Here is a 302-nt window from a genome sequence, read left to right as displayed (position 1 = left end):
TAGCAATACCAACGCCAATTTTAACACCTTGTCCCCAAGACAAAAATCCACCATTTGCTTTTTTAAATTGGCTAATTCCCAAAACTATAATTGCAATCATTAGTATGAATTGAAGTGTGCCAATTGACCAATGTGGGTCTAAATGCATTCCCATAGCGTATAAGGTAACGCTTATTAAAATCCCTAAAACTCCAAGGATTACACCATTATTAATGATAAAACTTTTACTGTTTGCTTGATTTTCCATTGTTTAAAAATTTAGTTAGTGATACAAATATATTGATTTTCAAGTTAGTGATAAT

At 30.8% G+C, this 302-nt stretch carries 1 protein-coding gene; it reads right to left on the bottom strand.

Annotated features, from left to right (window positions below; translation table 11 throughout):
* Nucleotides 1-247 (bottom strand): DUF4199 family protein (locus tag IU405_RS00200; RefSeq protein WP_197436658.1); only part of this gene is annotated, 247 nt, incomplete at its 3' end.
* Between the last annotated feature and the right edge of the window lie 55 nt (nucleotides 248-302).

Origin of the sequence: Polaribacter sp. BAL334 (assembly GCF_015767435.1) — a bacterium.
Classification (GTDB): Bacteria; Bacteroidota; Bacteroidia; order Flavobacteriales; family Flavobacteriaceae; genus Polaribacter.
Note: the sequence above shows the minus strand (reverse complement) of the source record. Positions and strands in the feature narration are given on the sequence as shown.